General features: G+C 35.0%; 16 protein-coding genes. 13 read left to right on the top strand and 3 right to left on the bottom strand.

Annotated features, from left to right (window positions below):
• Nucleotides 1–53: 53 nt before the first annotated feature.
• Complete coding sequence (locus tag GKZ88_RS11075) at nucleotides 54–764, bottom strand: ATP-binding protein (RefSeq protein WP_155102439.1); 711 nt, start codon at nucleotides 762–764, stop codon at nucleotides 54–56.
• Nucleotides 765–855: 91 nt separating this feature from the next.
• The gene (locus GKZ88_RS11080) at nucleotides 856–1,749 is read right to left on the bottom strand and encodes a dienelactone hydrolase family protein (RefSeq protein WP_155102440.1); all 894 of its coding nucleotides are present in this window, start codon (nucleotides 1,747–1,749) and stop codon (nucleotides 856–858) included.
• 215 nt (nucleotides 1,750–1,964) lie between these two features.
• Here GKZ88_RS11080 and GKZ88_RS11085 point away from each other — a divergent pair, with 215 nt between their 5' ends.
• The 12 genes from GKZ88_RS11085 (at nucleotide 1,965) to GKZ88_RS11140 (ending at nucleotide 23,370) form a co-directional block, all read left to right on the top strand.
• The gene (locus tag GKZ88_RS11085) at nucleotides 1,965–3,194 is read left to right on the top strand and encodes a PQQ-dependent sugar dehydrogenase (protein WP_155102441.1); all 1,230 of its coding nucleotides are present in this window, start codon (nucleotides 1,965–1,967) and stop codon (nucleotides 3,192–3,194) included.
• A 142-nt stretch (nucleotides 3,195–3,336) separates the two neighbouring features.
• Entirely contained in the window at nucleotides 3,337–5,439 is a 2,103-nt protein-coding gene (locus GKZ88_RS11090; protein ID WP_155102442.1) for a glycoside hydrolase family 97 protein, read from the top strand.
• 14 nt (nucleotides 5,440–5,453) lie between these two features.
• Complete coding sequence (locus GKZ88_RS11095; RefSeq protein WP_155102443.1) at nucleotides 5,454–6,422, top strand: type I phosphomannose isomerase catalytic subunit; 969 nt, start codon at nucleotides 5,454–5,456, stop codon at nucleotides 6,420–6,422.
• 194 nt (nucleotides 6,423–6,616) lie between these two features.
• Complete coding sequence (locus GKZ88_RS11100) at nucleotides 6,617–7,627, top strand: LacI family DNA-binding transcriptional regulator (RefSeq protein ID WP_155102444.1); 1,011 nt, start codon at nucleotides 6,617–6,619, stop codon at nucleotides 7,625–7,627.
• A 291-nt stretch (nucleotides 7,628–7,918) separates the two neighbouring features.
• A complete protein-coding gene (locus GKZ88_RS11105) occupies nucleotides 7,919–11,008 on the top strand; it encodes a SusC/RagA family TonB-linked outer membrane protein (RefSeq protein ID WP_230392503.1) in 3,090 nt (1,029 codons plus the stop codon).
• A gap of 16 nt (nucleotides 11,009–11,024) precedes the next feature.
• A complete protein-coding gene (locus GKZ88_RS11110) occupies nucleotides 11,025–12,542 on the top strand; it encodes a SusD/RagB family nutrient-binding outer membrane lipoprotein (RefSeq protein WP_155102446.1) in 1,518 nt (505 codons plus the stop codon).
• Nucleotides 12,543–12,972: 430 nt separating this feature from the next.
• On the top strand, nucleotides 12,973–14,964 hold the full coding sequence (locus GKZ88_RS11115) for a glycoside hydrolase family 2 protein (RefSeq protein WP_230392504.1): 1,992 nt from the start codon (nucleotides 12,973–12,975) through the stop codon (nucleotides 14,962–14,964).
• Between the two features lie 210 nt (nucleotides 14,965–15,174).
• Nucleotides 15,175–17,451 carry a GH92 family glycosyl hydrolase gene (locus GKZ88_RS11120; protein WP_155102447.1) on the top strand — a complete coding sequence of 759 codons (2,277 nt, stop codon included), beginning with the start codon at nucleotides 15,175–15,177 and terminating at the stop codon, nucleotides 17,449–17,451.
• Between the two features lie 133 nt (nucleotides 17,452–17,584).
• Nucleotides 17,585–19,867, top strand: a complete 2,283-nt coding sequence (locus GKZ88_RS11125) for a GH92 family glycosyl hydrolase (RefSeq protein ID WP_155102448.1) — start codon at nucleotides 17,585–17,587, stop codon at nucleotides 19,865–19,867.
• Nucleotides 19,868–19,871: 4 nt separating this feature from the next.
• Entirely contained in the window at nucleotides 19,872–21,332 is a 1,461-nt protein-coding gene (locus GKZ88_RS11130; protein WP_155102449.1) for a glycoside hydrolase family 125 protein, read from the top strand.
• A gap of 63 nt (nucleotides 21,333–21,395) precedes the next feature.
• Complete coding sequence (locus GKZ88_RS11135) at nucleotides 21,396–22,298, top strand: ROK family protein (RefSeq protein WP_155102450.1); 903 nt, start codon at nucleotides 21,396–21,398, stop codon at nucleotides 22,296–22,298.
• Between the two features lie 76 nt (nucleotides 22,299–22,374).
• Nucleotides 22,375–23,370 (top strand): N(4)-(beta-N-acetylglucosaminyl)-L-asparaginase, encoded by a 996-nt coding sequence (locus GKZ88_RS11140; protein WP_155102451.1) that lies wholly within the window; start codon nucleotides 22,375–22,377, stop codon nucleotides 23,368–23,370.
• A gap of 170 nt (nucleotides 23,371–23,540) precedes the next feature.
• Here GKZ88_RS11140 and GKZ88_RS11145 read toward each other — a convergent pair whose 3' ends face one another.
• Nucleotides 23,541–24,311 (bottom strand): DUF2490 domain-containing protein, encoded by a 771-nt coding sequence (locus tag GKZ88_RS11145; RefSeq protein WP_155102452.1) that lies wholly within the window; start codon nucleotides 24,309–24,311, stop codon nucleotides 23,541–23,543.
• 325 nt (nucleotides 24,312–24,636) lie between these two features.
• Here GKZ88_RS11145 and GKZ88_RS11150 point away from each other — a divergent pair, with 325 nt between their 5' ends.
• Nucleotides 24,637–25,647: a hypothetical protein gene (locus GKZ88_RS11150; RefSeq protein WP_155102453.1), complete on the top strand. Its 1,011-nt coding sequence runs from the start codon at nucleotides 24,637–24,639 to the stop codon at nucleotides 25,645–25,647.
• Nucleotides 25,648–25,705 lie beyond the last annotated feature (58 nt).

The raw sequence follows: 25,705 nt of genomic DNA on the forward strand, positions 1-25,705 counted from the left end.
TGTTATTTAGCCAATTTGGAAGTTGTGTAAGCCAAAATGACGAGAATACTATTTTAGTTGTTTAAAATTTCTAATTCCGCAATAATAAGTCCTTTCATTGTGGTATGAACATAATCTTTTGCTTCGGCGTAGGAAACGGTATATTTTCTCGGAATATCCTGCAAATGAATAGGGAATGTATTTAAGATATTATCGTAGTAAAGATCCAATTGTTTTTCGTCAGGCATTTCAAATTTAATCTTAATTTGAAATCTTCGCAGTAAAGCCGTATCGATACTATTGAAAAAATTAGTTGCACAAATCAACAGCGAATTCGTTGGATAATAATCTATTAATTGAATAATGGTGTTAACCAGACGTTTCATTTCGGCAACATCTTTATCATCATTTTCACGGCTTTTGGCAATTTGGTCAAATTCATCTAAAAACAAAACAGCATTTTCTCTCGCCGCTTTATCAAACAGTGCTTTTACATTTTTAGACGTTTCACCAATTCTCGCGTTTATAATCGTGCTTAGGTTTACAATAATAATTTCTTTGTTCAGAGCGGTTGCGATTGCTTTTGCCGTGGTAGTTTTGCCACAGCCTGAATGACCGTGAAGCAAAATCTTATTATCTACAGGAAGATTGTACTTTTTTAATTCCTCAATATATTTATGCTCTTTGATTGTCTGCTCTAAAATGGCTTTATTTTCTTCGCTGAAAAAAAGATTTTCAATCGCAATTTTTTCGGTGTCGTGTATGATAAGCTCGTGTAGATTCATCTGAAAATTATTTGGTGTAAAATTAAAGCTTATTCTGCAATAATTCGCACCTAATTTCCTTTCCTAAAAATTGACTTAGAGATTTTTATAATTACTTTTTCTTAAGTTTTAATTTAAAAAAATCAATAGTTCTTGTCCAAGATAAAGTTGCTGCAGCTTCATCATATCGGGGTGTAGTATTGTTATGAAAACCATGATTGACGCCGGCGTAAAAATAAGCAGTATGTTCGACTTTATTTTTTGTAAGGACTTCTTCAAAGGCTGGCCAGCCATCATTTACGCGCGTATCAAGACCCGCGTAGTGCAACATTAAAGGTGTAATGATTTTTTCTGCTTCCTCTTTTGTTGGCTGTCCTCCATAATAAGGAACTGCAGCAGATAAAGATGGTATTTTTACGGCCATCATATTTGCAATCCAGCCGCCAAAACAAAACCCAACAACGCCTATATAACCGTTACAATCTTTATGTGATTTCAAGTATTCGTATGCGGCAATAAAATCTTCAAGCATTTCTTCGCGGGTACGTTTCTTCTGAAGTTCCCTTCCAGCATCGTCATTGCCCGGATAACCACCTAAAGGTGACAGTGCATCTGGCGCAAGTGTAATGAAACCTTCAACAGCAGCTCTTCTTCCTACATCTTCAATGTATGGATTTAAGCCTCGGTTTTCATGAACAACAATAATTCCCGGCAATTTCTTTTTAGTTTCTGCTGGCTGTGACAAAAGACCTTTAATGCTTCCGCCGCCTTTTGGAGAATCATAATTAATATAACCTGTTTTCAATCGTGGATCTGTCGGCTGAATCAAGATACTGTCGACATAATTTGGTGTCATAAAACTTAAAAGCGATGGAAGCGTCAATGTTCCAACCGCGAAAATGGATAATTTTTCAATAAATATACGACGGTCGATTTTATTGTGTGCATAATCATCATACAAATCAAATACTTCCTGACTTATATCTTCTTTGGTTAGTTTGTCCATAGCTTTTAATTTTAAATCTAATTTAGAAAATAAAACGATTACTTGTAAAAGGATTTGAATTTATATGTGTTTTTGAAATACAGTACACACTTTCAGCGTTATAAGAGATAATTCTATAAGATCAAATAGAAATTATGTAATTTAACATGATTTCTATTTCTGAACTTTGATTACCATAACCCAAACTGTTTTTTAATTTTAAATAATCAAATAAGATGAAAAATACAACCTGCTTTCTCGCATTTTCTGCTTTACTTTTAACGTCTTTTAGTTGTTCCAATAATGACAAAGATTCACCAGTGGATCCCGGAACAGTAACTGATCCAGTAGAAACAAATGCTCCAAATAGTGCATATAAGCCTGCATTTGAAGGCCAGACAAGAATTAACGGAATTAAAACTAATACCAGCTACCAAGGCATTGTTGTTACAAGTGCTCTGGCAGCTCCTTGGGGAGTAAAATCGCTTCCTGACGGCCGACTTTTAATCACAGAAAAAGCTGGACAAATGCGCATTGTAACGACTGCAGGAGTTGTCAGCAGTCCAATTACTGGAATTCCTGCCGTTAATGCTTCAGGGCAGGGCGGGTTGCTGGGTTTATGTCTTGATCCCGAATTTGCCTCAAATAAAATGATTTATTGGGTTTTTTCTGAAGCGACAACAGGCGGCAATAATACGGCTGTAGCCAAAGGAAAACTTTCAACCGACGAAAAAACAATTGAAGGTGCAACGGTAATTTATCGTGCAAAACCTGCAAATCCAAGCAATCTTCATTATGGAGGCCGAATTCTTTTTGATAAAACAGGAAATCTTGTTGTAAGTACAGGGGAACGTTCAGTTTTAGAAACCAGACCATTGGCACAATCTGTTTCTTCTGGCCTTGGAAAAGTAGTACGATTAACAAAAGAAGGACAGCCGGCATCTGGAAATCCTGTTTTTACGGGAACTGGCGCTTTGGCAGAATTATATTCTATTGGTCATAGAAATCCACAGGGACTGGCGCTTCATCCAGTTACTGGAGAAATCTGGGAAAGTGAACATGGTCCGCGTGGAGGAGATGAAATAAACCGATTAAAAGCAGGCGCAAATTTTGGCTGGCCAACGATCACATACGGAATTGAATATAGCGGAGAAAAAGTGGGCGCTGGAATTCAGCAACAAAACGGACTGGAACAGCCTGTTTATTATTGGGATCCGGTAGTTTCGCCAAGCGGTATGACTTTTTACAGTGGTAATCGCGTTCCAGAGTGGGAGAATAATTTATTTATAGGGGCTTTAAGCGGTATGCATATTGTAAGACTTGCGATTGAAAATAATAAAGTTATTGGTGAAGAAAGGCTTCTGGTTTCTGAAAATCAACGTTTCAGAGATATTACACAAGGAAATGACGGCACTCTTTATGCCGTTACAGATCAAGGCCGACTTTATAAAATTGACAAGAAATAAAATCTATAATGCGCTATTGGAATAAAAATTTAATAGCGCATTTTTATTTAAAATCATCTTTTTTAAAATAAAGTTTTTGAGTTTTATAAATTTTACTATTTTTACTAAATCGATTTAGGAATTGTTTTATTTAATTTGATTTATGAAAAATATAGTTTTTGCTTACTTGTTCTTGTTCATTTTTAATCTCTATTCGAATGCTCAGGAACTGAAATCTCCCGATGGAAATTTAAAGCTGACATTTCATTTGGATACGAAGGGAACACCAATATATTCTTTAAATTTTAAAGAAATAAAGGTGCTTGAAGACAGCAAAATGGGCTTTATTTTGAAATCAGATATTTTTCTGAATGCTGATTTTAAGATTAGCGAGACCAAATTTCAGTCCGAGGATAGTATTTGGAAACCAGTTTTGGGCGAGCAAAAGGAAATTCGGAATAATTATAATGAATTGAAAGTTGTGCTTTTGCAGGAAAAAAGCAAAAGGCAAGTCACTATTTATTTCCGTTTATTTAATGATGGACTGGGCTTTCGATATGAATTTCCGGTGCAGGAAAATTTGCGTCATTTTATAATTCAGGAAGAAACCACCGAATTCAATTTAACTGGAGATCATAAACTTTTCTGGATTCCGGGAGATTATGACACAAATGAATACAGTTATACAACATCAAAGATATCAGAGATGCAGGCTTTGGTTTATAATGCGACACATGTTCCTTTGGCGGCGCAGTCGACCATTAAAAACTTAGCGGCACAAACTCCTTTAATGATAAAAACCACTAACGGACTCTATATTAATATTCATGAAGCTGCGTTAAAAAATTATCCAGCAATGTGCTTGAATGTGAACGATAAAACTTTTTCACTGAGTTCGCATCTTGTTCCAGATGCAGTCGGCAATAAAGGATATATCCAGACGGGGAGTTTTACACCTTGGCGAACGGTGGTTGTAAGCGATGATGCCCGAAATATTTTAGCATCAAAACTGATATTAAATCTTAATGAGCCCTGTAAATATGAAGATGTTTCCTGGATTAAGCCTGTAAAATATATTGGTGTATGGTGGGAATATTTTACAGGTGTAGGATCAACTTGGGCGTATTCTGACAATGCGGATGTTGTGATTGGCAAAACTGATTTTTCAAAGTTAAAGCCAAATAATACGCACGGTGCGAATACCAAACATGTAAAAGAATATATTGATTTTGCTTCATCCAATGGTTTTGATGCCGTTTTAGTCGAAGGCTGGAATGAAGGCTGGGAAGATAATACTGCTTTTAAAAAAGAACGTATTTACAGTTTTACAAAAGCATATCCAGATTTTGATGTTCAAGAACTGAATAAATATGCGCATCAGAAAAATGTGAAAATAATCATGCATCATGAAACTACATCTTCGGTTGCTGAATATGAGCGACAATTAAAAGACGCGTTGGATTTCATGACTGCAAATAATTATAATGCTGTAAAAACGGGCTATGTTGGGCCTATTATTCCGCGAGGAGAACATCATGATGGTCAGCAAATGGTGAATCATTATACTTATGTAGCCACTGAAGCAGCAAAACATAAAATTATGGTCGATTCGCACGAAGCGGTTCGCCCGACGGGTTTGCACAGAACTTATCCAAACTGGTTTGCACAGGAATCAGCGCGCGGTACTGAGTTTGAATCAATGGAAGGAATTCATCCTGATCACACTACTATTTTGCCATTTACGAGATTAATGGGTGGCCCAATGGATTATACGCCAGGAATATTTCAAGGTGATTTATCGGTTTATGGATCTAAGAAAAATAAATTGAGCACCACACTTGCGAAACAATTGGCATTGTATGTTACGATGTACAGTCCACTGCAAATGGCGGCTGATTTACCCGAAAATTATATCCGATTTAAAGATGCTTTTCAATTTATAAAAGACGTTGCTTTAGATTGGGATGAAACGTATATTTTGGAAGCTGAACCTGGTGATTATATCACTATTGCAAGAAAAACAAAAGGAAAACAAGAATGGTTTGTGGGAGGCATTACAGATGAAAATTCACGTACAGCTTTGATCGATTTTAGTTTTCTTCCGGCAGGAAAATCATTTACAGCCATTATTTATGAAGACGGCAAAACAGCTGATTATAAAACAAATCCGCAATCGTATAGTATTCGAAAAATAACCGTAAACAGTAAAAGTAAATTAAAACAAAAACTTGCTCCTAGCGGAGGAGTGGCTATTTCAATAAAATAAATAAAAACTTAGATATGAGTACTATAAATTATCCATTACAATTTGAGCCAATTCTGAAAGAAAGAATTTGGGGAGGAGAAAAATTAAAAACAATTCTTAATAAACCAATTGTTTCTTCGATTACAGGTGAAAGTTGGGAATTATCTACTGTAGAGGGCGATGTGAGCATTGTGGCAAACGGCAGTCTAAAAGGAAAATCATTAACCGAATTAATTGAAGATGCTCCAAACGAAATTTTAGGAACGGCTGTTTATGCCCGATTTGGAAAACAATTTCCGTTGTTATTTAAGTATTTAGATGCCAGAGAAGATCTTTCAATTCAGGTGCATCCAAATGATGAATTGGCTAAAAAACGTCATAATTCATTTGGGAAAACGGAAATGTGGTACGTAATGCAGGCCGATACAGATGCCCGAATTATTGTTGGTTTTAAAGAAGATTCAAGTAAAGAGGAATATCTTGAAAATCTAAACAATAAAACATTGGTTTCGATTTTAGATGATGTAAAAGCCAAAGCGGGCGATGTTTTCTTTTTAGAAACAGGAACAGTTCACGCGATAGGAGCAGGTTTGGTTGTAGCCGAAATTCAGCAGACATCAGACATAACGTATCGTTTATACGATTTTGACAGGACAGACGCAGAGGGAAACAAACGTGAATTGCATGTTGATTTGGCATTAGACGCCATTAACTACAATAAAGTGTATACGTATAAAAATTACGAGAAAGTCGAAAATAAATCAAATGTTATTGTTGATTGCCCTTATTTTACCACCAATATCATTCCGCTTGACGGAGAACTTGATTTATCAAAAACTGGAGAAACTTTTACCGTTTATATGTGTATAGAAGGCGGTTTTAAAATTGAAATAGAGGGGGAAATTTATTCGTATATAAAAGGAGATACAGTTTTGATTCCCGCGGCGGTAAAAACGTTGGTATTAAAGGGAACAGCTTCAATTTTAGAAGTATTTATTTCATAAAAAAAGGCATTTAATTTCCGATAGAAAAAATTAATATAGCATATAATCCCTGTAAATACTGAGGAATGTATGCTATATTAACTCTAAAAAAATGATTCGTTCAAAAAAATATTTACAAAATCGTTTTAGTAATACTTTTTAATATATATTTGTGAAATAATTAATAACAGCTTAATAAAAAATTAACTCGCTAAATGAAAAAAATTACAATTAAAGATATTGCTACAGAAGCTGAAGTTTCTATATCTACGGTATCTTTTGTGATTAATGGAAAAGGCGAGAAAATGGGAATCAGTGCTGCTGTTATTAAAAAAGTTCAGGATGTTGCTGAAAGTCTTAATTATAGACCAAGTATGATTGCGACCAGTTTAAGAACTGGAAAAACGAGATCAATTGGACTTATAGTAGAAGACATTTCGAATCAGTTTTTTTCTGATTTGGCGCGTGTGATTGAAGATGAAGCCAAAAATATTGATTACAGAGTTTTTTACTGCAGTACAGGTGATGATGATGAACGCTCAGAAGAATTGATTCATAGTTTATTGCAGGCAAATGTTGACGGTTTTATTATTACACCGACTCAAAATTTAGAAGAGAAAATCGATCTTCTTTTAAAACTGAAAAAACCGGTTGTATTAATTGACAGATATTTTCCTGGACAGCGAGTAAGTCACGTAGTAGTAGATAATTATGAAGCAGCAAACTCGGCAACAAAATTCTTGATTAACAAAGGCTGTAAAAATATTGCCGTTGTTAACAGCAGCTCTGAAATGGTTCAGATGAAACTGAGGGAGGACGGATACAGAGATGCTTTAAAAGAAAACGGAAATTATAATGAAGCGCTTGTTCTTCATATTGATTATCATAGTAATGAAGAAGCTAGAATTGTTGCAATTGTGAATTTTTTTGAAAAAAATCCAAGTATTGATGCAGTTTTGTTTTTAGCGAATTATATGGGACTTGCGGGTCTTCAGGCTTTTAGAGGAATGGGAATCAATATTCCTGGAGATATTTCGGTAATTTGTTTTGATGATCATGACAGTTTTAAATTGCATACACCTACAATTACTGTTGTTGCACAGCCAATTGAAGATATTGCAATTAAATCAATACAATTGTTAATGAGCCAGATGACAGATATGGATAACTTTAAAGTTGAAAAAAGTCTAAAAAAAGGAAACTTGATTATTAGAGAGTCGGTTTAATTTTTACGTTAATAAGGAATAAAAAGAAAGAAAACGTTTTTCGTTTTTTTTTACCTGTTTTACTAAATCGTTTTAGTAAAATTTTAGAAAAAAAGATAAGAGTAGAATTTATTTTTTCGAGATAAAATATTGATTTTTTGGAGAGTAGCAAAAAATTAAAAAAGCATAGTATTTAAAGGTGGAGATCTTTAAGTGCCATATTACAATTGAGTTCGAATTTATTATTAATTATTTAAAAACAATCACGTTAAAACAAACAAAAATCAAAACAAATAACCAAAAAAAATGCTTATGAAACGAATTTTAGCAGTGTTAGCAATGGTATTGTTGAGCAGTCTTGGAGCTGTGGCACAAAACCGATTAATAACAGGCATAGTTACTGATGCAGAGAACAAGGGAATTGTTGCTGCGTCCATTGAGGTTCAAGGAAAACCATTTAGCGCCGTTACCGATGCTGAAGGGAGATTTAAAATGAACGTTCCTGCAGGTAAAGTTACGCTTAATGTATCTTCTATAGGTTTTGTATCAAAATCAGTAGTGCTTCAGGAAAATGAAAACAAAATTTCGGTTGCATTAATCGAAAATGCACAAGAGTTAAAAGATGTTGTTGTGACTTCGTTTGGAGTTAAAAAACAAAAGAAAGCTTTAGGTTACGCAGTTGGAGAACTGAAAGGAGATGACCTTACAAAGAATAAAGAAATTAACTTAGGAAACGCCCTTCAGGGAAAAATTGCTGGGGTTAACGTTTCTGCACCAGTTACAGGTCCATCTGGATCGAGCCGTGTGGTAATTCGTGGAGCAACTTCGGCTTCAGGATTAAATCAGCCTTTGTATGTTGTTGATGGTATTCCAATTGATAACAGCCAGCAAGGAAATGCGAATATGTGGGGTGGAGCTGATAAAGGAGACGGAATGTCTTCGTTCAATCCAGATGATATCGCGTCGATGTCAGTATTAAAAGGTAGTGCCGCTTCTGCTCTTTATGGGTACAGAGGATCAAATGGTGTTATCTTGATTACCACAAAAAAAGGTAAAAATGGAACAGGTTTAGGAGTAGATTTCAGTACAAATTCTACTTTTAATACACCGGCAAGTCTTTTGCACTGGCAGGATCAATATGGAGCTGGAGCGCCTGTAAATGGCGTTGCTACAAGATTCAGCGATTTGCAGGAACTTAGAGATTCTTACTATTTTGCCTGGGGAGATAAATATGACGGAACGCCTTCTCTTTCGCTTGACGGAAAAACAAGACCTTACCAAGCATATGGAAAAGACAATGTTGAAAATTTCTACAGAAACGGGTATTCTTTCAGCAATACATTAGCACTTTCAGGAGGAAATGAAACAACGAATTTCAGATTATCTTTCGGAAACACTAAAGATGAGTCTATTATGCCGGGAACAAATTTCGCAAGAAACAACGTGGCATTAAGCTTAAATTCGGCTCCAAACAAAAAAATAAGCGTTGAGTCTAATGCTCAGTATATTACAGAGAAAAGTCATAATAGACCTTATTTGAATGACTCTCCTAGAAATGCTTCTTTCCCAACTACTTTCATGACTCCGGGAACAGACATCAGATGGATCAATAATGCTTATGATGAAAACGGAGGCGAGGCAGATTATTTTGGTGCAAACACGTATCAAACAAATCCATATTTTGCTACTCAAGAGCCTTTAAATGATGATCTTAGAAAACGTTTCATTGGTTCTGCAAAAGTAAATTATAACATTACTGAAAGAATTTATGCTAAAGGTGTTATTGGTATTGACGATATTAATTATGAGTATACTGAAATCGAGCCTACTGGAATAAACTATAACCCAGGCGGATCTTATGAAAACAGAGTAGAAGGCCGTACAGAGTACAATGCTTCTGGTTATTTAGGATACAAAGGCGATATTGCAAAAAATCTTTCATTAGATGCTTTTGTTGGAGCAAACCGTCAGCATAACAGATACAGCGGTATCAAAATGAAAGGAAATAATTTCATTGTTCCGTTCAAATATTTCTACGGAAATACACAGCCAGATAAAACAGAAAAATTGTTTTCTGAAAGCGAAGTAAACTCTCTTTTCTATTCTGCTGATATTGGATACAAAGATTTCTTATACGTAAGTTTAACAGGTCGTGAAGATTGGTTTTCTACTTTAGATCCATCAAACAACAGTACTTTTTATCCTTCTGTAAGTTCAAGTTTCATTTATTCTGAAGTTATTGATATGCCAGAATGGATGTCTTACGGTAAATTCAGAGCTGGTTGGGGTAACGTAGGAGGTGCATTGCCAGATGCTTATGCATTGGCATTAACTTACACTGCACCAGATGGACAAACAGATTCTCAAGGTCAGCCAATTTTAGGTGTTAACGGAGAAACAGTACCAAATAAATTCCTGAAACCTTATAATGTTAGTACAATCGAATTTGGTTTCGAAAATACTTTCTTCAATAACAGATTAAGTACAGATTTGACTTTTTACCAAAAAAGAACAACAAACGATATTGCTGATGCTGATATTTCTCAAGCTTCTGGTTATAGAACTACTAAAATCAACGTTGGAGAAATCCTTAACAAAGGGGTGGAGTTTGCTGTGAATTTAAAAGCAGTTAAAACACCAAGTTTCTCTTGGAGCGTAGGATATAATTTTGCTTACAATGATAGTGAAGTAATTAGTCTTTCTGATAAAATTACAACAAAATCATTAGAAGGAAACAGAGATTCTAGAGCGTCTGTAGTTTTAGAAAAAGGACAGCCTTTTGGAGTAATCAAAGCGTATGATTATTTAAGAGATGCTAATGGAAATATTGTTCTTGATACAAATGGTAAATTCATGAGAGGAGATCTAATTATTGCTGGTCAAGGTGTTGCGCCAACTTCAATGGGACTTTCAAATGATTTCTCTTATAAAAACTTTACACTTTCAGTTTTTGTTGATGCGAAATTTGGAGGCGAAATCTATTCGGCTACAAATCAGTTAGGAACTCGTTACGGATTATCAGAAATCACGCTTCCAGGTCGTGAAGGCGGAATTGCAGTAAGTGGTAAAGATGTGAACGGAAATGCTGTAAACACAACAGTTTCGGCTTACGATTACTGGAGAAGCTACAGTGATGTAACGTCAAATTTTGTTTACGATGCTGATTTTGTTAAGCTTAGAGCGATTTCTTTTGCTTACAATTTCCCAAAAACATCTTTGCAAAAAACACCATTTCAATCTATCAGTTTAGCATTTTCTGCACATAACTTATGGACAATTTATGACAAAGTGCCTAACATCGATCCTGAGTCTAACTACTCTAACAGTAATGCTCAAGGTCTTGAAAGAGCTTCTATGCCTTTGACAAGAAATTATGGCTTAACGCTTAATGTCAAATTCTAATCATAAAAATTGAAAGATGAAAAATAGATATATAAAAATATTTTGTATCGCAATTGTTAGTGCAATGACATTAGCAGGCTGCGATAAAGGATTCGAAGAAATGAATACGAATCCTAATGCTTTGACTGATCCGGCTGTAAAATCAATGTTTACGCTTGCTGAAATTTATGTTGACGGTCAAGATTATTCAAATACAAGAGGAAACAATGCCTATGCGGCTCAAATCGTACAGCACTTTTCGTCACTAGGAGGACCAGGTTCTAAATACACTTATTCTTCGGAATATTCAGGTTCTCTTTTTGGCGAATCATATGGAAAAGGACTAAATCAAATTTTTCAATTGATGTCGGTTATTAAAGACACTCCAGAAAACACAAATGCAATTCAGGCCTGCCGAATCATGAAGGTTTTCTTGTTCCAAAAATTGACAGATACTTATGGTGAAATTCCTTATTTCGAAGCCGGAAAAGGATACAACGGAAATATTTTTGCCCCAAAATATGACACACAAGAAGCTATCTACAATGACCTTTTAAAAGAATTAGATGAAGCTGGAGATGCTTTAGATGCTAATAAAGCATTTGTAGGCAACGCCGATTTGTACTACCAAAGCGATGTTGCAAAATGGAAAAAACTTGCCAATTCTTTAATGTTAAGAGTAGCAATGCGTTTGTCTAAAGTGAACCCTGCAAAAGCAAAACAATATGTTGAAAAAGCAGTTGCAAAAGGTGTTTTTACTTCAAATGATGACAGTCTTGTTTTAAAACATGATGCAGGTCCACAGGGAGTTAAAACAAATCCAATTACTTCATCTTGGGTTAGAAATGATTTGAATGGAGGAGATGCAAATACAAAATACAGCAAAACCTTTATTGATTTATTGAAAAACAGTAATGACCCTCGTTTGCGAATTTATGCAAAATTGGAAGCGACAGGAAACAATAATCCTGCTAGTCAGCAAGGTCTTGCAAATGATGCAAAAGAATTTCCTGGAGGAGACAAAAAACTGTTTTCAGATCCAAATACTTCTACAGTATTGCGTTTAGACGCTCCAACTTTGATTATGTCATATGCCGAAGTAAAATTCATCTTGGCAGAAGCAGCAGTAAAAGGCTGGAATGTTGGCGGAACTGCACAAAAATTATATGAAGACGGTGTTAGAGCGGCAATGGAAGTTTTGGTAATTTTTGGAGACAAAGTGCCTGCTGTTTCACTTGCTGAATACAACACTTACATAACAGCAAATCCGTTTAATGCTGCTGGAACTGAAGCACAAAAAATTGAGCAGATTATTACTCAAAAATGGATTGTATTATTATTTAATGGTTTTGAAGCATTTTCTGAATACAGAAGAACTGGATTTCCTGTTTTAGTTCCTGTAAATGATCCTGCTGGAGAAACTAAAGGAACAATTCCGAGAAGATTAATTTATGATCAGTCAGAATTAATTACAAACGCTGCAAATTATAAAGAAGCAATTTCACGCCAAGGGTTGGATTTAATGACAACCAGAATTTGGTGGGATAAGCAATAGTTTTTAAATATTGGTTAGTTAGTTGAATTAAGCCGGGTAGAATACCTGTACCGCCCGGCTTATTTTTTAATTTCTATTTTGATTTTCATTAAATTAGAAGAATTTTATCACCCATTTATTTTCCAGTTTTCAAAATCATTTTTTTCGCAGACGATAAAAGGCGTGTGCTGAAAAAGATGAGATTATTTTCAAAAGAATATAATTAGGAGGATTAAGATTTTTAAGAATTGTAAATCTAAAAAACAGAAACCTAAAATCTAAAAAAAAACTAAGCTTGGCAGCCGTAAAAAGGGAAATTATTTCTGGATATTTTGTTAGTTACTTTTATTCTAAAATGCAAACCTAAAAGAGAAGAGCAATTGCGGTCAATTGCACTTCTCGCTCTGCCGGCGATCAATTTGATTCGATAATAATTTAGTATTCAGCAAAAATGAAACATTTAAAGAGAGTTTATTGGTGTTTGGGCATTTGTGCAGCAAGTTTTTCATTTGTTGCCAATGCCCAAAATATAAATATAAAAACAGGCTGGGAATTTCGCGAAACCAAAACAGCAAAATGGTTTCCGGCAACAGTTCCTGGTGAAGTCCATACCGATTTGTTGAACAATAAGATGATAGAAGATCCATTTTATAGAGACAATGAAAAAAAATTGGTTTGGATTGAGAAAAAAGATTGGGAATACAAAACCAATTTTCAAGTAACTCCTGCAGCATTAAAGAAGAAAAATGCCGAATTAGTTTTTGACGGATTAGATACGTACGCAACGGTTTATCTGAATAATCAATTGGTTTTAAAAGCTGATAATATGTTTCGTCAATGGCGAGTTGATGTTAAGAAACTGATTAAATCTGGAAACAATGATTTGGTTATCGTTTTTAAATCGGCACAAAATGTTGTGGATTCTTTGGCAAAAAAAGATCTTCCTTTTGTAATTCCAGACAATCCTCGTGCTTATGTACGTAAAGCGCAATATCATTTTGGATGGGATTGGGGACCAAAATTCACTACCTGCGGTATCTGGAAAACGCCTCGTTTAGAAGTTTATGACGAAAAAGCGCCAGAAAAACCGTATGTTCTGGATCGCAAAATAGAATTAGTGCAACAGCCAGATAATCTCGGAAAAACTTTCTTTTTTAAAATTGATGGAAAGCCAGTTTATATGAAAGGGGCAAATTATATTCCGTCAGATGCTTTTCTTTCCAGAGTAACTAAAAAAGAATATGAAAAAGTAATCGGTATGGCCAAAGATGCCAACATGAATATGCTTCGTGTTTGGGGCGGCGGTATTTATGAAGATGATTATTTCTACGATTTATGTGATAAAAACGGAATTTACATCTGGCAGGATTTTATGTTCGCTGGGACAATGGTACCAGGAGATGATGCCTTTTTTGACAATGTAAAAAAAGAAGTTCAGTATCAGGTAAAACGCCTTCGTCATCATAAAAGTATTGTTTTATGGTGCGGCAACAACGAAGCCGATGAAGCTTTTAAAAACTGGGGATGGCAAAAGAGCATGAACATGTCTAAACAAGATTCGATTCGTTTGTGGAAAGATTATGTTCGTTTGTTTCAAGACAGTATTCCAAAATGGGTAAAAGAAGTCGATACTAAACGTCCGTATATTAGCTCTTCGCCACGATTTCATTGGTCAAGACCTGAAAGTCTAACAGAAGGCGACAGCCATTATTGGGGAACTTGGTGGGGATTAGAAGATGTAGAAGCCGTTCAGAAAAAAACAGGCCGTTTTGTGAGCGAATACGGAATGCAGGCAATGCCAAATTATTCTTCTATGGAAAGAATTACGTTGCCAGAAGACCGATATTTATATTCAGATATTTTAGAAGCGCATCAAAAAGCAGGTAAAGGATTCATGAAATTAGATTCGTATTTGAATCGTTATTTTATTGATTCGACCAAAATAAAAAAGATGAATGTTGAGGATTATACGTACCTCACACAATGTCTACAATATTATTCTCTGAAAAATATTATCGGAATTCATCGCTCAAAAGCACCATATAATATGGGAACTTTAGTTTGGCAGCTTAATGATTGCTGGCCGGTAGCAAGCTGGAGTGTAACGGATTATTATGACCGTCAGCCAAAAGCAGCTTGGTACGCTATGAAAGAAGCCTACAGAGATGATAAAACACCGGAAATAGATTTAACACGTCCTATTAATTTAAAATTGGAAGACCCAAAAATCACTTGGGAGATAAAAGGAAATAAAGTAGTTTTAAAAGCATCAAAGTTGGCTAAATATGTAAATGTTTCCATAAAAGGCTATACAGGAAAATGGAGCGATAATTATTTCGATTTAAAACCCGGAGAAGAAAAAACAATCACTTTTGAAGGAAAAATGGAGAAACCAGTTTTGAAGGTTTATTCGCTTTATGAGGTTTTACAAAGATACAACTAAAAAAAGGTGCTAAGGTTCTAAGTTACTGAGGTTCTAAGGTTTTTGAGAAAGAGACAAAGTGACAAAGAGACAAAGAGACAAAGGCTTTCCGTAGAGACGTACAGTAGTGCGTCTCCTCAAAGTTTTAAAGTTCTAAAATAAAAAAATACCAGCGTAAATCAGTTCAACCCGTTTCATCCGTGGGCAATTACGCAAGTCAAATAAAAAAATATGATTACAAAATACAACAAAATAGCTTTTAGCGGTTTCTTAGCTTTAAATCTATTTTTTGCTAATCCTGTAATTTCACAGGAAAAGAAAGCAAAAAAAGCAATTTCTGATTACACAAAATACGTAAATCCGTTTATTGGATCAGCAGGTCACGGTCACGTTTTTGTGGGTGCCAATGTGCCTTTTGGAGCCGTTCAATTAGGTCCTGTAAATATTTTTGAAGGTTGGGATTGGTGCAGCGGTTATAATTATGTAAGCAATACCATTTTAGGATTTACACACACACATTTAAGCGGAACTGGAATTGGGGATTTAAATGATATTTTGTTGCTTCCAGTTTCAGGAAAAGTGCCTTTGTTTAAAGGTACAAAAGAAGATATGGTAAACGGTTATGGCTCTTATTTTTCGCATGAAAATGAAGTAAGCAAACCAGGATATTACAGTGTTTTATTAGATAAATACAAAATCAAAGCCGAATTAACAGCAAGCGAAAAAGTTGGTTTCCATAAATATACTTTTAATACGGCCAACGATAATCACGTTTTATTAGACCTTGCTGACGGAATTGGATGGGATAAACCTGTAAAAACATTCATCAAAAAGATAAATGAAACGACACTTGCGGGTTATCGTTTTTCCGCTGGATGGGCGACAGATCAGCGCGTGTATTTTACGATCGAATTCTCTGAACCAATTTCGAATTTAGCTTTATACGATGATAAAACTGCTGTAAACGGTAACGAAGGAGAAGGTTTGAAAATGAAAGCAATTCTTGATTTTGCAGCTTTAAAAAACAAACAAGTTTTAGTAAAAGTTGGAATTTCTCCAGTAAGTGCTGAAAACGCTGCTGCAAATATAAAAGCGGAGATTCCGAATTGGGATTTTGATCAAACGGCTAAAACGGCTTCTTCAAAATGGAACAAAGAACTAAATAAAATCCAGATTACGGGAAATGATAAAACAATGAAAGTTTTTTATACTTCCTTGTATCACACGATGTTTGCGCCTTCTATTTTTAATGATGCCAATGGAGATTATAGAGGAACGGATAAAAAAGTGTACGAAAAAGCAAATTTCACCAACTACACGACTTTTTCACTTTGGGATACGTATCGCGGACTTCATCCATTATATACAATTACACAGCCTGATAAAATTAATGATATTGTAAAATCATTTTTGGCAATTTATCAACAGCAGGGTAGATTACCGGTTTGGCATTTAATGGGCAACGAAACCAATACAATGAATGGAAATCATTCCATCGCTGTAATTGCTGATGCCTACTTAAAAGGATATCGCGATTATGATGTAGCATTGGCTTATGAAGCAATGAAAAAAACAGCCATGCAGACTCGTGACGGAATGGATTACGTTCAAAAACTACAATATATTCCTGCTGATAAAATGCTGGAAACTGTTGGAAATGCATTAGAATATGCGATTGATGATTATTGTATTGCACAAATGGCAAAAGCTTTAAATAAGACTGAAGATTATAATTACTTCACAAAAAGAGCCAATTTGTACAAACTTTATTTTGATAAAGAAACAACGTTCATGCGCGGTAAATTGACTGACGGAAATTGGAGAACACCATTTAATCCGCTTTCATCGGCGCACCGTAAAGATGATTATGTAGAAGGAAATGCTTGGCAATATACATGGCTAGTTCCTCAAGATCCTTATGGTTTAATTGAATTATTTGGAAGCGAAAGTAAATTTTTGGCTAAATTAGATTCGCTTTTCCTAATCACAGATAAAGTAGAAGGCGAAGAAATTTCTCCAGATATCAGTGGTTTGATTGGTCAATATGCGCAAGGAAATGAACCAAATCATCATATTCCATATTTATATGCATTTGCTGGACAGCCTTGGAAAACTGCAAAATTAATTCGAGAAATTGATGATAAATTTTACTCAACAAAACCAGACGGATTGTGTGGTAATGAAGATTTAGGACAAATGTCGGCTTGGTATGTATTGTCGTCAATGGGATTTTATTCGGTTAATCCTGCAAATGGCGTTTACGTTTTAGGAAGTCCTCTTGTAAATTCCGCAGTAATTCATCATAAAGCAGGGATTTCATTTTCAATAAAAGCAATTGATAACAGCGCAACAAATATCTATATTCAAAAAGCAGAATTCAACGGAAAACCTTATACAAAATCATATATCACGCAAGAAATGATTGTAAAAGGAGGAGAGCTGAAATTGTTTATGGGAAGCAAACCATCTGCAACTTTTGGAGTAAAGAAATCGGATAGACCTCTTTAGAGAGTTTTCAGTTTTCAGTTACAGTTTTCAGGCAAGGCTTTGAGATCTTGCAGGTATAGAATCATTTATTCTTGAGTCACAGTTTTTAGCTTAAAGGCTATTGCCTAAAGCTTAAAGCATATAAAATATAATTATGAAAATAAAGAGTTTAATTTTCGTCGGAGTTTTTCAATTTTGCTTTTTTGTAAATGCACAGGTTAAAGCATTAGATCCCGCAGAATATGTAAATCCGTTAATAGGAACACAATCATTGCACAGTCTTTCGAATGGAAATACTTATCCGGCAATCTGCAGACCTTGGGGAATGAATTTCTGGACACCGCAAACCGGAAAAATGGGCGATGGATGGGCTTACATTTATACTGCCGAGAAAATTAGAGGATTTAAGCAAACGCATCAGCCATCGCCTTGGATGAACGATTACGGTCAGTTTTCGATTATGCCGGTAACGGGTAAATTGGCTTTCGCGGAAGCGGATAGAGCAAGCTGGTTCAGTCATAAAGCGGAAGTTTCAAAACCTTATTATTACAGCGTTTATTTAGCTGATTATGATGTTACAACAGAAATTACAGCAACAGAAAGAGCAGCACATTTTCAAATTACATTTCCAGAAAATGAGCAATCTTCTATCGTAATTGACGCTTTTGATAAAGGTTCGTACATCAAAATTATTCCTTCAGAAAATAAAATTATCGGTTATACAACACGCAACAGCGGTGGCGTTCCAGCTAATTTTAAGAATTATTTTGTTTTGGTTTTCGACAAACCTTTTGCATCAAATTCGACTTGGAATGATAAAGGTTTAGAAAAAGATAAACTGGAGTTGCAGGATAATCACGCAGGAGCAGTTGTAGGTTTTAAAACTAAAAAAGGAGAAATTGTCAACGTAAAAGTGGCTTCCTCTTTTATTAGCCCAGAACAGGCAGAACTTAATTTAAAAGAATTAGGAAATGCTTCTTTTAATGAAACAGTTGCGGCTTCTAAAAACGAATGGAATAAAGTCTTAGGAAAACTTACAGCAGAAAGCAGTAATGAAGAGCAGCTTAAAACATTTTATTCTTGTTTATATCGTGCTACGTGTTTCCCGCAAAAACAATATGAAATAAATGCCAAAGGAGAAACGGTACATTACAGTCCGTACAACGGAAATGTTGTGCCGGGATATATGTATGCAGGAACTGGTTTTTGGGATACTTTCCGAGCTTTATATCCGCTATTGAATTTGGTTTATCCTTCCATAAATAAAGAAATGCAGGAAGGTTTGATCAACGATTATAAAGAAGGCGGGTTTTTACCAGAATGGTCAAGTCCTGGTTTTAGAAATGTAATGGTTGGGAATAATTCGGCTTCTGTAGTTTCTGAGGCTTATATTAAAGGATTACGCGGTTACGACATCAATACGTTGTATGAAGCTCTAGTTCACGGAGCAAATAATGAAGGCCCTCTAGAAGCAGTTGGAAGAAAAGGAGTTTCCTATTACAATACATTGGGTTACGTTCCTTATGATGTGAAAATTAATGAGAATGCGGCAAGAACTTTAGAATATGCTTATGATGATTTTGCGATTTGGAAATTGGCGAAAGCCTTAAATCGTCCGAAGAAAGAAATCAGTTTATTCGAGAAACGAATGCTGAATTACAAAAATCTTTATAATCCTTCAATTGGATGGATGAGCGGCAGAAATAAAGATGGAAGTTTCCCTGCGAATTTTAATCCGTTAAAATGGGGAGATGCTTTTACAGAAGGAAATGCATTGCATTACAGCTGGAGTGTTTTTCATGACATTCAAGGTTTGATTGATTTAATGGGCGGACAGAAGAAATTTACCGAAAAGTTAGATGGCGTTTTTACAACACCTCCAATTTTTGATGACAGTTATTACGGCGCCGTTATTCATGAAATTCGCGAAATGCAGATCATGAATATGGGACAATATGCGCACGGAAATCAGCCAATCCAGCACATGATTTATTTATACAATTATGCAGGCGAACCTTGGAAAACGCAGTATTGGTCGAGAGAAGTGATGAATCGTTTGTACAAACCAACTCCAGACGGTTATTGCGGTGATGAAGATAACGGACAGACTTCGGCTTGGTATATTTTCTCGGCAATGGGATTTTATCCTGTTTGTCCAGCAACAGATGAATATGTTTTGGGTGCACCGTTGTTTAAAAAACTGACTCTGAATTTAGAAAACGGAAAACAGCTTATCATCAACGCTTCAAAAAATTCGGAAATAAACAAATATGTAAATGATTTAAAATGGAACAACGCTTCTTATTCAAAAAATTACATCAATCATTTTGATGTTTTAAAAGGAGGCGAATTAAATTTTGATATGTCGGCAGAACCTAATTTACAAAGAGGAACTTCTAAAGACGCTTTTCCATATTCTTACTCAACTTCAAAATAATACTATGCAGTCACGTAGAAAATTTATAAGAAATACAGGCATTTTTTCAGCTGGATTATTAGCACTTCAAACAGATGTTTTTGCAATGCAATCGGACAGTTTTAATTTTGTTCTTAAAGATTTTATCAGCAAAAGACCTCCTTTAAAAGAAAGAAAATTTACCAGTCCAGCGATTGAAGCTGCGATTGTGAGAATCAAAAAACAAATTGCAAACCCAGAATTGGCTTGGCTGTTTGAAAATTGTTTTCCAAATACCCTGGACACTACAGTTGATTTTGAAATTATCGACGGAAAACCGGATACTTATGTAATTACCGGAGATATTGATGCAATGTGGCTTCGCGACAGTACCGCACAGATTTGGCCTTACATTCCGTTTGTAAAAGAAGATAAAAAATTAGCCGAATTGGTAAAAGGTGTTATCAACCGTCAGACAAAATGTATTCTGCTTGATCCATACGCCAATGCTTTTTATAAAGATTTTACCAAAATAAGTGAATGGAAAAATGATTTGACTAAAATGCAGCCGGGAATTCACGAACGCAAATGGGAAATTGACAGTTTATGTTACCCAATTCGTTTGGCACATGGATATTGGAAAGAAACTGGAGACATAAGTTTATTTGACAGCAAATGGAAAGAAGCAATGCTTTTAGTATTGCAGACTTTTAAAGAACAACAGCGTTTTAACGGAAAAGGGCCTTACAGCTTTCAAAGAGAAACTGCTTGGGCGACAGATGGAGTTCCGTTGAGCGGTTACGGTTATCCAGTAAAACCTTGTGGCTTAATAGTTTCGACTTTTAGACCAAGCGACGATAGCACTTTATTTGGTTATTTGATTCCGAGTAATATGTTTGCGATTGAAGTTTTGGGTTATTTAATCGAAATCTTCTCGTTGCCGGCTTTATTAGACAAAGATTTAGTTGCCAAAGCCACTGAATTAAGAGCTCAAGTTCAAAAAGGATTAGAAGAAAACGGAATAATTGAACATCCAAAATTCGGAAAAATAATTGCTTTTGAAGTTAATGGATACGGCAGTTTTCATATGATGGATGATGCAAATGTACCTTCTTTATTGTCGCTTCCTTATTTAGGAGCAATTGCACCAGACAATCCTCTTTATTTGAATACACGTAAAGTAGTTCTTTCAGAAAATAATCCATTTTTCTACAAAGGAAAAGCAGGAGAAGGAATTGGCGGTCCACACACCGGAGCCGATACGATCTGGCCAATGAGTATTGTTTTGAGAGCCATTACAAGTGTTGATGAAAATGAGATCAAATCATGTATCAGCAATTTGATTAAAACAAACGCCGATACAGGTTTCATGCACGAATCTTTTCATAAAGATGATGTTGCAAAATTTACCCGAAAATGGTTTGCATGGGCTAACACGCTTTTTGGAGAAATGATTGTTCATACAAGCATTAAATATCCGCAGATTTTAAAAGACAAGAATATCTAAAATAAAAATAAAAAATATACCATTAGAGATTATTTACACTCGTATGGTTCAAAATACAAAAGAATGAATAAAGAATATGCCGTTGGAATTGACATAGGAGGAACACATATCACTGCAGCAATTATAGATCTTTTAAGCATGAAAGTAATTGATTTTTCGGTGCATAAAGAAACTTTTAACTCCAATTTGCCTGTAAATGAGGTTATGTTAATTTGGGAGCAAGTGATCCGAACATCGGTTAAAAATTCAAAAGTTGAAGCAATAAAAGGACTTACAATATGTATGCCTGGACCTTTTGATTACACTAACGGGCTTTGCTGGATAAAAGACCAGTCAAAATATGAACATTTTTATGGTCTAAATGTGCGTTATTTATTTCAGGGAACTTTAAATCTTTCAAGTGAATTTCCTATTCTTTTTGAAAATGATGCCGTTTGCTTTGGAAAAGGCGAAGTGTTTAAAAACGCCGATAATCTTTCTAAAAAAGTAATGGCAGTTACATTAGGTACTGGACTTGGCGCTTGTTTTATTGATAAAGGAATTTCAATTTCATTGGGAGAATCAGTTCCTCAAGATGGAGAAATTTGGAATCTTGCTTTTAAAAACGGAATTGCGGAAGATTATGTTTCAGCACGAGGTCTTTTGGCTAACTACAAAACTTTGGCAGGAAAAGAAAGCAACAGCGGATTAGAACTTTACAATCTTGCTCTGGACGATGATGAAATCGCAAAAAAAGTTTTTGAAGAAATGGGAGAGGATTTAGCCGAAGTGGTAATTCCTTGGCTGAAAAAATTTGAAGCAGACGGATTTATTATTGGCGGAAAAATTGCCAATGCAAGCGAATTTTTCTTGGATGCTTTCAATAAAAGAGTAAAACAATCAGGAATTGAAATTAATGTTTCTGTTTCTACAGATAATGAAATTGCAGCTTTATTAGGCGCGGCAAGTATGCTATATGAAGCATAGTTTTTCTAAATTTACATTAGAGATAAATTATGTCGCTTCTAATGGCCATAGGGAATGGCTAAAAAAAATATAAGTTATGACAAACCGCAGGAATTTTATAAAAACAACCGCAATAGCTTCAGTTGCTGTAGCATTGCAGTCTTTTCAATCTAAGTCAGAAAAAGAAGAAAAGACAATTTCTAAAAAAGGAAAGAAACCTATAGTGCTTTCGACATGGCGATTTGGAATACCAGCAAATGAAGCAGCTTGGGAAGTTTTGAAGAAAAACGGAAAAGCTTTAGATGCTGTTGAAGCTGGTGTAAAAATTCCGGAAGCTGATCCAAAAGAAAGAAGCGTTGGTTACGGCGGACGCCCAGACAGAGACGGACGCGTAACACTCGACGCTTGTATTATGGATGAAAATGCCAATATTGGTTCAGTTGCCTGTCTGGAATACATAAAACATCCTATTTCTGTTGCCAGAGCCGTGATGGAAAAAACACCTCATGTCATGCTTGTTGGTGATGGTGCTTTACAATTTGCATTGGAACAAGGCTTTAAAAAAGAAAATCTCCTATTAGAAGAGTCGGAAAAAGAATGGAAAGAATGGCTGAAAGACAGTAAATATAAGCCAATTGCAAATATTGAAAATCACGATACTATAGGAATGATTGCTTTAGATGCAGACGGAAATCTTTCTGGCGCATGTACCACAAGCGGAATGGCATTTAAAATGCACGGACGCGTTGGCGATTCGCCAATTATTGGGGCAGGTTTATATGTTGATAACGAAATTGGCGCTGCAACTGCAACTGGACACGGAGAAGAAGTAATCAGAATTGCGGGCTGTCATTTGGTTGTTGAATTGATGCGTCAAGGGAAATCGCCTCAAAAAGCTTGTGAGGAAGCAGTAGCCAGAATTGTGAAATTGACCAAAAACAGAAATAAAGATTTAAAAGATATTCAGGTAGGTTTTATTGCTTTGAATAAAAATGGCGAATACGGTTCGTATTGTGTTCAGGGCGGTTTTAATTATGCTGTTTATGACGAAACAGGAAACCGTTTAATTGATGCTGATTATTTCTTGAAATAACCTATTGTGCGTAATTAATTATAACACATAGAAACATAGATTTTATTTTTAAAAAAGAGGACAAAAAAGAAACCAGTTTCTTTCACATAGCCAACTATGTTTGTTTTAAATAAGTGAAACGCCTTTTTTACGCGCCCAAAATCTATGTTTCTATGTGTTTAAAAAAATAATCATTCATCACCTGAATTTTCGGTCGTTGAAGGTGCTTTTTTTCGAATACTCGTACTCAAGTAAAAAAACAGTCTGATGGTATGATTCATATCATATTGATATCCGGAATATTTTTGCTGATAAACATTCATATACCCAAAATCGTAACTCCATTTTGGGTTGATTGTTTTTTTTATTCCGATGAAAAACCGGTTTTGATCAAAGGTATTGTAGACCGCTTCTTGGCCAAATTGCAATAGAATTTCATCTGAAAGAACCATCTGAGGCCATGATTTTTTATCCGAAATTCGGAAAGTAAAACTCATTAAATACCGTATTCTATTCGTAAAACGCCAGTCTCCGGTGGGTTCATCGTTAATAATTTTTTCTTGCCAACGCTGTTCATTTCGCAAGCGTTGCAAAATACTCACATTTGCCACTTTAGCATTTAACTGCGCCTGCTGATAAATTCTGTTTTCATCAGAAAAAGTATTCCAGTCTTCATTTGAAGGTGCCAGCCACATATGTGCATATCCAGCAATAAAGGAAACATTTGAATTTGGTATATAACTAAATCCTCCTCTCACAAAGTAAAAACTGGGATCAGATACAAAATCGTTTCGGCGAATATGAAAATCTCCAATAACAGCCCAGTGATCTGAAAATTTCGTTACCGTATTTATAGAAACCCAGGTTTGAAGCTGCTGGTTAATTTCCTTTTTTTGGCCGGTTTGTCCTATAACCACAATTGGAAAAAGAAGGATTAAAATCCACGTAAAATTGTTCTTCATATAGGGTACGATAGAAATTAGTTGAATCAGTAAATTTCTTTAGAATCGATAAAAGGCAGTAATTCAAAACAATATAAAGTAAATGTACTCTTTTTTTGTGAAAATTATAGTGTTTATGAATGTGTAATTTGTTTATTATAAGTGTTTTAGATGTTGTTTTTAAAGTGGTATTTTGATTGGACTTTGTACTAATAGCTATTTCTGTTTCCAATAAATTAATTTCCTTAAACACTTATTTGTTTTCAATAAAAGCTATATTCGTTATTCCTTTATTAAGGAAAATAAGATGTTTTAAAAATTAAAAATTCTCAAATAATTAAAGCAAATGCGTAAAATTTTACTAATTATTCTATCAGCGGTAATTTTTCAAAGCTGTAATTTTGGAACCAACGGAACACAGAAAAATGAAAGTATTGAAGCAAGTAAAGTGCAGGAAATTAAGGTTTTAAATGATAAATTATTCAAAGCGATAATGAATAATGATATTCCTGGCGTAAAAGCACTGCTGTCAGACAAACTTCTTACAGTTGTAAATTCTGATCTAGATAAGCTAGTTGGTACAGTAAGCAGTAATTATCAGTCTAAAAGCTATACAATTCTTGATCAATATTATGTTTCAAATTCATCTGTGGATATTCCGAATACTTTGATATCGGGAGTTTCGGGAGACAATGACTATACTATTGGTTACAAAGCATTAAATAAAGAGATGTATACTGTATTATGGATGCCCACTAGTGAATACAATGATGCATTGATAACAGTAATTTATGGTAAGTACGGCAATGAGTGGAAGATTAATATTTTACAGTTTGGACAATATACTTTATTGAAAAAAACAGCGCCAGATTATTATAAATTGGCTCAGGAAAGCTATAAAAAAGGCTATTTAATTGACGCTGTAAATTATATGACTGTGGCGAAACAATGTTTAAAGCCGGCCAGTGAATTCTTCAAATATCAGAAAGAACAAGAAATAAACGATTTTAGCGATAAAGTATTTAAAGAAGCCAGCTCAAAATTTACTTTGCCTTTTACATTAGAAAACATTGAAAGCAAACCAAAAGTATTTCGAATTTTTCCTCAAATGACAAAAGATGGCTTCATGCCAGAGATTTGTTATATTTCTAGTATTAAATTGGCTGACACTGTTGCTTTGAAGGTTGAAAATGAAAAAGTCAAAATTGAAGCAGCTAAAGCGTTTAATGGACTTGATAAAGTAAAAACCAAAATTTTTTACGGAGCTTATAATGAGATGCCTGACGGAAAAAAAGAAGTTATGCAATACAGATTTATTGAGATAATGAAGAAAGTAAAAGAAGTTAAGACAAAATAAAAAGGACGCTGTTATTTCAAAAAGAATAACAGCGTTTTTTTTATAAGTAAGTATTAAT

The sequence above is a fragment of the Flavobacterium sp. LC2016-01 genome, from assembly GCF_009711135.1.
Lineage (GTDB): Bacteria > Bacteroidota > Bacteroidia > Flavobacteriales > Flavobacteriaceae > Flavobacterium.